The sequence below is a fragment of the Neisseria flava genome (assembly GCF_982712965.1).
The window spans coordinates 1-8,781 of the sequence record NZ_CEXQBZ010000056.1; the positions used below are offsets into that span (position 1 = coordinate 1).

Genomic DNA, 8,781 nt, shown 5'->3' on the forward strand with positions numbered 1-8,781 from the left:
AATTAGTGGCAGAAACAGCCGAAAACCTGTGTTTGGGTTTCGGCTGTCGGGGAAAGGGCTTTTTTGCAAAGGTCTCAGGTCGTCTGAAATCTTGATTGGTTCGTGGGCGAAGCCCACGCTACAAAGTTTGTTGACAACACAAGTGCGTAGTGCAGACTCTGTCCACGAAAACGATTAACACAAAAAGGTCGTCTGAAAACTGAAAAATCAGGTTTTCAGACGACCTTTTTGTTTGAACTGCCTATCGGTTCTGGCTGGCTCGGTAGAAGGCGATGAGGCCGTTGGTGGAGCTGTCGTGCTGCGGGTTGCTGCGTTCGAGTTCGGGTTCGATGGTTTTGGCGAGTTCTTTGCCGTATTCGACGCCCCATTGGTCGAAGGGGTTGATGCCCCAAATCGCGCCTTGGACGAAGGTGCGGTGTTCGTATGCCGCCATGAGCATGCCGAGGCGGCGGGGGTCGGTGGTGCTGAGGAGGAGGCTGTTGCTCGGGCGGTTGCCGGGGAATTCTTTTTGCGGGGCGAGGCGTTCGCGTTCGGATTCGGGTAAGTCGGCAAGTTCGGCGCGGGCTTCTTCTAGGGTTTTGCCTTTCATCAGGGCTTCGGCTTGGGCGAATGCGTTGGCGACGGTGAAGCGGTGTTGGCGGTTGATGCCGTAGGCGGTGGTCATGGGGACGATGAAGTCGCAGGGGATGAGCCGTGTGCCTTGGTGGAGGAGTTGGAAATAGGCGTGTTGGCAGTTGACGCCTTCTTCGCCGAAGACGATGCCGCCTGTGGTATGGGGAACGGGTTGTCCGTCGGCGGTGCGGTTTTTGCCGAGGCTTTCCATGTCTAGCTGGTTGAGCCACGAGGGGAGGTGGCGCAGGTTGTGGCTGTATGGGACGGCGGTTTGTCCGTCGGCGTGCTGGAAGTTGTTGTACCAGATGCTGATGAGCGCCATGAGGACGGGGATGTTGCGGCGGTAGGGGGTTTGGAAGAAGTGGGTGTCCATGGCGTGCGCGCCGGCGAGGAGTTCGCGGAAGCGGTCTGTGCCGACGGCGACCATGACGGGCAGGCCGATGGTCGACCAGACGGAATAGCGTCCGCCGACCCAGTCGAACATGGCGAAGACGTTGTCGGGGGCGATGCCGAAGTTTCGGGCGGCGGCAACGTCGGAGGAGATGGCGCAGAAGTGGCGGTAGATACCGGATTCGGGCAGCCCTGCGTCCCGATACCATGCGCGGGCGGCATAGGCGTTGAGCAGGGTTTCGGGCGTGCGGAAGGATTTGCTGGCGATGCTGAATACGGTGGTTTCGGGCTTGAGGTGGGCGAGTGTGCGGCTGATGTCGGCGTCGTCTGAATTGCTGACGAAGTGGACGCGGATGTTTTGGCGGTAGGCTTTGAGGGCTTCTACGCACATTCTGGGGCCGAGGTCGGAGCCGCCTATGCCGATGTGGACGAAGTCGGTGATGGGTTTGTCGGTGATGCCTCTGTGGCTGCCGTTGTTGAGTGCTTCGGCGTAGGCGAGGGCGCGGTCGAGTTCGTGGTGGAGTTTGGGGAGGATGTTTTCGCCGTCAACGTAAACGGGCGCGGCATCGGCAGGCAGGCGCAGAGCGGTATGGAGAACGGCGCGGTGTTCGCTGAGGTTGATTTTTTCGCCGTTTTGCATGGCGTGCATTTGTCCGGCAAGGGGCGAGGCTTCGGCAAGGCGGCACAAAAGTTGCAAAGTGTCTTCGCCGAGGCGGTTTTTGCTGTAATCGAAGAGGAGGCCGTCGAGGGTTTCGTGCATATTGCCGAAGCGGTCGGGTTCGGCGGCGAAGCGGTCGCGCAGGTGGAGGTGTTGTGTGTCGAGCCAGTGTTGTTCAAGGGCTTGCCATGCTTCGGTAAATGCGGTCATCGGGTTTCCTTCGGAATTGGGTTCGCCCCGCTCATTCGGGGGATGTGATTCAGTTATAGATTGTCGTTGTAGTGATTGGTTCGATAGGGTGAATATTTATGTAGTCGTATGTAGTCGTATGTAGTTTAACAAAGGGGCGCGGGTTTGGCGAATGCGGGGAGCCAGCTTGGTTAAGAATTGTATGCAATATGCAATTTATATGATTGATTTTTATCAAAGTTCTGTAAATTTTTCGGTATGACACCGATGTCAGGTGTGATATGCTTCGTAATCAAATGAAACAGGGATGAGGCGGGAGTCGTAAGATGGTTACAATTTATGATGTTGCTGCTTATGCGGGCGTCTCACCCAAAACGGTCAGCCGCGTCATTAACGGCGATGCGCCGGTCAGCGATAAAACCCGTGCAAAAGTCGAAACTGCGATTGCGGCTTTGGGTTATATCCCGTCTTCGGCGGCGCGGGTGATGCGGTCGAACCGCTCGGACTTGGTCGGACTGATTACCGGCGCCATCTCGCGCACGGGCGAATACGGCGGGGTACACGGTCTGCCGGATATGTTTTTAATCAAAGGCATCCAGCAGAAAATCCGCGAAGCGGGCAAAACGCTGATGATTGCGGATACGGACAACCGCTACGAGCAAATCGACCCTCTGGTCAGGACGTTTATGGAACACCGCGCGGCAGGCATTTTGTATGTAACCGAATCGCACCGCGAAATCGTCCTGCCCGAAATGCCCAACCGCTGCCCGATGGTTTTGGTCAACTGTTTCGACGCGGCGGGTACGCCGTCGGTTTTGCCGGACGACGAGCGCGGGCAATACGATTTGGTACGCAACATCATCCGTCACGGACACCGCCGTATCGCCTACATCACCTTGCAGGCAGGCGCAGAAGCGACGCGGCTGCGTTTGACGGGCTACCGCCGCGCTTTGGACGAATCGGACATGGTGTTTGATCCTGACTTGGTGCAAACCGGCATCACCGACTTTGCCAACGACAGCGAACCTTTGATTGCGGCAGTATTGAAATTATTGTCGCTTGCCGACCCGCCGACGGTCATTTGCTGCGGCAACGACGAAATGGCGGTCCGCGTTTACGGCATTTTGAGGACGCGCGGCGTGCGCGTTCCGGAGCAGGTATCGGTGGCAGGTTACGACAACCACAGCGCAATTGCCGAAACCCTGTTCCCGCCGTTGACCAGCACCGAGCTGCCCTATATGCGCATGGGCGCGCTGGCGGCGGAAATCCTGTTCGACATTATCGAGACCAAAGAAACCGTCCGTCCGCCCGTTCGGGTTGTCGGAGAAACAATTTGGCGGCAGTCGGTTACGGCATTGAAGTAAAACATTCTTTCAGACGACGTCTGCTTCATGAGGCAGACACAATACGACAATAAAAGGTCGTCTGAAAACACAAACAACGCATCACTCTACCTATTTGCAACGTATCAATACGATACGCCAAAGAATAAAGAAAGCGGCCCAACCGCTTCAACTATGCAGTGTTTCCCGCAGTTTGTTGTTCCATGTTTTCTTCTTACAAAGTCCAGGAGTCGCTTCAAAATGAAGATTTCCCCACAAGTATCGATGACGCTTCGCCAGATTATGCTGATGAACTTCGGCTTCTTCGGCATCCAATACAGCTTCGGTTTGCAGCAAACCGCCATCAACCCGATTTTCAGTTTCTTACATGCCGACCCCGGCCAACTACCTATTCTGAATATGGCAGGTCCGATTACCGGCTTGCTCGTTCAGCCCCTTATCGGTGCCATGAGCGACCGCACCTGGATTCCCGGCTTGGGACGCCGCCGCCCGTATTTCTTAATCGGAGCCATCGGTTGCAGCCTCTGCCTCTTCATCTATCCGCACGTTACCGCATTGTGGGTTGCCGTATTGCTGCTGTGGCTCTTGGATATCAGCAACAACACCGCCATGGAACCCTTCCGCGCCTTCATCGCCGATACCGTCCCCGAACACCAACAATCCACCGGCTTTTTGATGCAGTCCGTGTTTACCGGCTTGGGCATTACCCTTGCCAACGTATCGCTCTACATCTTCCAACAAATCGGCTGGCTGCAACAAACCTCTGAAGCAGGTATCCCCTACTGGGTATTCGGCTCGTTCTATATTGGCGCCGTCTGCTCCATCGGCTCTGTTTTAGTAACCGTATTGTCCACGCCCGAACACGAACCTTCTCCCGAAGAAATGGCGGCAATCAAAGCCCAACCTAGAGGCCCCGTCCACGCCGTCAAAGACATCGGCACAGCCATTAAGGAAATGCCTACCCCACTGTGGCAGCTTGCCTCCGTTTACCTCTTCCAATGGTACGCCCTCTTCATCTACTGGCAATACATCTCCCACAGTATCGTCAAATCCGTCTGGGATTCGACATCTGCCGACCAGGCTGCCTATGAACAGGCAGTGGCATGGACCGGTTTGGTCAACGGTTTTTACAATGTCGTAACCTTTGTTTCCGCCTTCGGACTGATGTGGATGGCGCGTAAATATGCCGCGAAATATGTCCACGCCTTTGCCGTTATCCTGGCATCGCTCGCCCTCCTAACCATCCCGCACATCACCAACAAATACCTGATGTTCGCCCCGATGATCGGCTTCGGTATCGGCTGGGCAAGTATGATGGGCGTACCGTTTATGATTGTCGTACACTCCATTCCGAAAGAACGCTACGGCGTGTATATGGGCATCGTCAACATGATGATTGTGATACCGATGCTGATTGAAACCGTTACCTTCGGTTGGATCTATGACACCTTCCTCGGTGCAAACCCGTCCAACGCCATGACCTTCGCCGGCGTCTTCCTCGCCATCGCCGCCGTATTGACCCTGACCATCAAAACGTCAAACAAACCTTATAGCGTAGAATCGGCAAGCTGATTCAAGCAGTTGCGACAAGGTCGTCTGAAAACCGGAATCAAGGTTTTCAGACGACCTTGTCGCATATTCACAAGAGATTGTCGGGAAAACGATAGTTTTTTTTCTACAATTTCAGACATCAAGCTTATAAAATACAACCATTCTCATTTGTACAATGAACGGAGAAATTGATGTTCCGACCCAATCTAACCGCTGCCGCCGTTGTGGCCGCTTTATCTTCCACTGTATTTGCCGCCGAAACGGTCGAACTGGATACTGTCCATGTGAAAGGACAGCGTTCGTACAACGCGATTGCCACCGAGAAAAACAGCGATTACAGCTCGTTTGCCGCCACCGTCGGCACAAAAATCCCCGCTTCTTTGCGCGAGATTCCTCAATCTGTCAGCATCATCACCAATCAGCAGGTAAAAGACCGCAACGTCGATACCTTTGACCAATTGGCACGCAAAACGCCGGGTCTGCGCGTGTTGAGCAATGACGACGGACGCTCATCGGTTTATGCGCGCGGTTACGAATACAGCGAATACAACATCGACGGTCTGCCTGCGCAGATGCAGAGTATCAACGGCACGCTGCCCAACCTGTTTGCTTTCGACCGCGTCGAAGTGATGCGCGGTCCGAGCGGCTTGTTCGACAGCAGCGGCGAGATGGGCGGCATTGTGAATTTGGTGCGCAAACGCCCGACCAAAGAGTTTCAAGGTCATGCAGCGGCGGGGTTCGGTACGCACAAACAATATAAAGCCGAAGCCGATGTTTCAGGACCTCTGAACGCCGACGGCAGCGTGCGCGCCCGTGTGATGGCGCAAACTTCGGGCGCGTCCCCCCGTCCGGCGGAGAAAAACAACCACCACGAAACCTTCTACGCGGCGGCGGATTGGGACATCAACCCCGACACGACTTTGGGCGTAGGCTATCTCTACCAACAACGCCACCTCGCGCCATATAACGGCCTGCCCGTCGGCAGCAGCGGCAATTTGCTGTCCCTGCCCAACCACACTTTCGTCGGCGCGGATTGGAACAAATTCAAAATGAACAGCCATGACGTGTTCGCTGATTTGAAACATTATTTTGACGACGGCGGCTACGGCAAAATCGGTATGCGCTATTCCGACCGCGATGCCGACTCCAACTACACCTTCGCCGCCAACAAACTTTCTGCGGACAATAAGGCAAACGTTACCGGCTTAGGCACGGAAATCAAACAAAAAGCCTTCGCGGTTGACGCAAGCTACAGCCGTCCGTTCGCCTTGGGCAACACCGCAAACGAACTCGTCGTCGGTGCGGACTACAACCGCTTGCGCAGCACCAACGAGCAAGGCCGTGCCGCCGTTGCGCGTAATGTTGCCTTGGGCGATTTCCACTCCGTTCCCTATGTCAACCTGATGCAGAACGCCCGTGCCGGCGCGCGCGGTTACAGCCATACCGTCGCTACCGAAAACCTCGACGAATTAGGCATTTACGGCAAATCCGTCTTCCATCCGGCCGACAGACTGTCGCTCATCGGTGGCTGGCGTTTGGGACACTACAAAATCGAAGCGGGCGACGGCGACGAGTTGCACAAAGCCAGCAAAACCAAGTTCACCGGCTATGCAGGCGCGGTTTACGACCTGAACGACAACAACAGCCTCTACTTGAGCATGTCCCAACTCTACACGCCGCAAACCAGCCTCGGCACCGACGGCAACCTGCTTAAAGCGCGCGAAGGCAACCAGTTTGAAGTCGGCTACAAAGGCAGCTACATGGACGACCGCCTCAACACCCGCGTCTCCCTCTACCGCCTGAAAGACAAAAACGCCGCCGCACCGCTGAACCCGAACAACCGCAACACCCGTTACGCAGCCTTGGGCAAACGCGTGATGGAAGGCGTTGAGACCGAAATCAGCGGCGCGATTACACCGAAATGGCAAATCCACGCAGGTTACAGCTATCTGCACAGCCAAATCAAAACCGCCTCCAACTCGCGCGACGACGGCATCTTCCTTCTGATGCCCAAACACAGCGCAAACCTGTGGATAACTTATGAAGTTACGCCCAAGCTGACCCTCGGCGGCGGCGTGAACGCGATGAGCAGCATCTCCTCGGCGGCAGGGCTGCGCGCAGGCGGCTACGCCACATTCGACGCCATGGCGGCATACCGCTTCACGCCCAAACTGAAGCTGCAAATCAACGCCGACAACATCTTCAACCGCCACTACTACGCCCGCGTCGGCAGCGCAAACACCTTCAACATTCCCGGCTCGGAGCGCAGCCTGATGGCAAACCTCCGCTACGACTTCTAAAAACGGGAAAAGCAAAAGGAAAACAAATCACCGCCAAAAACCAGAAGACCAACACATTACGGAAACAGACCGGACAGGCAGGGAACACTACCTGTCCGGTTTTATCATTTATGTCCCATGTTTGACATAGAGAAAACGGCAGATATAGCCCAAAGGTCGTCTGAAACATCCGACAACCCGATAACACACACAACACAACACACCCCACCAACACAACCGACAACCCCGCCATGACCTCACGCACCGCACACTGGCAAGCCGCCCGCCTGCTGCAAGCCGAAGAAACCCACATCCGCTCCAAGCACACCAGCCGCAACTACCGCATCCAAACCGCCGCTATCGGCAGCCCGCCCCCGCAAGGCTATCCCGTCCTCCATATCCTCGACGGCGACGCCTTCTTCCCCGCCGCCCTCAGCATGTCGCAATCCCTGCTCATCAACCCCATGACCCGAAGCCGCGCCGCCTGCCTCATCGTCAGCATCGGCTACCCCAACGGCGAAGTCCGCGACCTGACCCAACGCGCCCTCGACTACACACCACCATTGCCCGAAACCGCCACCGAAGCGGAACGCCGCCAATACGGACAAGCCGACCGCTTCGCCGCCTTCCTCGACCACGAACTCGCCCCCGCCCTCGCCGCCAAATACCCCGTCAACCCCAAAGAACAAGCCCTGTTCGGACACTCCTTCGGCGCATTGTTCGGACTCTATTCCCTCTTCACTGCCCCCGACCGCTTCAAACACAACCTGCTCGCCTCCCCCTCCGTCTGGTGGCACAACCGCCGCGTCCTCGACTTTCTCCCGTCCGCCCTTCCCGCCGACACCGCCGTCCGCATCAGCGTCGGCGAACACGAAGGCCGCAGCAACCGCCCCGAACAAATCGGCAGAGAAATGGTCGCCCAAGCCAAACTACTTGCAGGCACCCTCCAACACCTCGGCGCAGACGCACAATTCACCCTCTACCCCAACGCTAACCACGGCAACACCCCCTTCTACGCCCTCCCCGACCACATCGAATACCTCCGCCAAGCGTGGCAGAAGAAATAAACAGGCAGGAACGAAAAACCGTATTCCAAACAAAGAGAAATACGGCTTGAGTGGTGGCGGTTGGGGATTTTCAGACGACCTTTTTCACGAATCTATAAAGGTTTTATTCAATTAACTTGGGATAAGCGAAGTTTGTAGCGTGGGCTATGCCCACGAACCTATCGTCCAACAACCCGAAATCCAGCAACAGTCAAATTTGTATTTATTTCGTGGGTAGAACCCACGCTACGGATTGTTAGTTGTATTTGCCGTCTTACATCGTGGGCGAAGCCCACGCTACTTGTTGCTGCAACGACAACTTGTCCCTTCCCCCGTTTGGCGTGGGAAGGTTAGGATGGGGGTGGTTTTGTGGGTTTAGATAAAATCAAATTCGTTCAGCCCGTAGAGCCACCCTCTCCCCAGCCCTCTCCCGCCAGACGGGAGAGGGAGTAGGTCGCAGGTAAAAACGAGGTCGTCTGAAAACTTTGGGATTTGGGTGTTAGGGAAACCCGTTCACGTTCGTTTTCAGACGACCTTTTATTCAATCAATGCAGGCTTGGAATAACTCAAGTAGCGTGGGCTGCGCCCGCGAAATCTACCACCTGATAATCCAAATCAGACTACAGTCAAATGAGTATTTATAGTCAATTAAAAACAAAATAGTACAATACTCAACTTTGAAGGTTTAACCATGGCATACTCTGCGGACTTAA

At 55.4% G+C, this 8,781-nt stretch carries 6 protein-coding genes; 4 read left to right on the top strand and 2 right to left on the bottom strand.

From position 1 onward, the window contains the following. Nucleotides 1-241: 241 nt before the first annotated feature. Nucleotides 242-1,870: a glucose-6-phosphate isomerase gene (pgi, locus tag AC5M9B_RS03550; protein WP_146736651.1), complete on the bottom strand. Its 1,629-nt coding sequence runs from the start codon at nt 1,868-1,870 to the stop codon at nt 242-244. 305 nt (nt 1,871-2,175) lie between these two features. On the opposite strand from pgi, the gene AC5M9B_RS03555 reads away from it, so the two are divergent. From AC5M9B_RS03555 to AC5M9B_RS03570, 4 genes are all read left to right on the top strand, one after another. Then, nucleotides 2,176-3,213, top strand: a complete 1,038-nt coding sequence (locus AC5M9B_RS03555) for a LacI family DNA-binding transcriptional regulator (protein WP_146736652.1) — start codon at nt 2,176-2,178, stop codon at nt 3,211-3,213. 219 nt (nt 3,214-3,432) lie between these two features. Continuing rightward, a complete protein-coding gene (locus tag AC5M9B_RS03560; RefSeq protein ID WP_146736675.1) occupies nt 3,433-4,764 on the top strand; it encodes an MFS transporter in 1,332 nt (443 codons plus the stop codon). Nucleotides 4,765-4,934: 170 nt separating this feature from the next. After that, nucleotides 4,935-7,043: a TonB-dependent siderophore receptor gene (locus tag AC5M9B_RS03565; protein WP_146736653.1), complete on the top strand. Its 2,109-nt coding sequence runs from the start codon at nt 4,935-4,937 to the stop codon at nt 7,041-7,043. A 230-nt stretch (nt 7,044-7,273) separates the two neighbouring features. Further along, nucleotides 7,274-8,089: an alpha/beta hydrolase gene (locus AC5M9B_RS03570; RefSeq protein WP_146736654.1), complete on the top strand. Its 816-nt coding sequence runs from the start codon at nt 7,274-7,276 to the stop codon at nt 8,087-8,089. Between the two features lie 374 nt (nt 8,090-8,463). Here AC5M9B_RS03570 and AC5M9B_RS03575 read toward each other — a convergent pair whose 3' ends face one another. Beyond that, nucleotides 8,464-8,613 carry a hypothetical protein gene (locus tag AC5M9B_RS03575; protein ID WP_186805657.1) on the bottom strand — a complete coding sequence of 50 codons (150 nt, stop codon included), beginning with the start codon at nt 8,611-8,613 and terminating at the stop codon, nt 8,464-8,466. Between the last annotated feature and the right edge of the window lie 168 nt (nt 8,614-8,781).

Excerpts from the sequence above, each read along its gene's own strand:
- AC5M9B_RS03555 (WP_146736652.1), top strand. The coding sequence starts at position 2,176 with ATGGTTACAATTTATGATGTTGCTGCTTATGCGGGCGTCTCACCCAAA.
- AC5M9B_RS03570 (WP_146736654.1), top strand. The coding sequence starts at position 7,274 with ATGACCTCACGCACCGCACACTGGCAAGCCGCCCGCCTGCTGCAAGCC.
- AC5M9B_RS03560 (WP_146736675.1), top strand. The coding sequence starts at position 3,433 with ATGAAGATTTCCCCACAAGTATCGATGACGCTTCGCCAGATTATGCTG.
- pgi (WP_146736651.1), bottom strand. The coding sequence starts at position 1,870 with ATGACCGCATTTACCGAAGCATGGCAAGCCCTTGAACAACACTGGCTC.
- AC5M9B_RS03565 (WP_146736653.1), top strand. The coding sequence starts at position 4,935 with ATGTTCCGACCCAATCTAACCGCTGCCGCCGTTGTGGCCGCTTTATCT.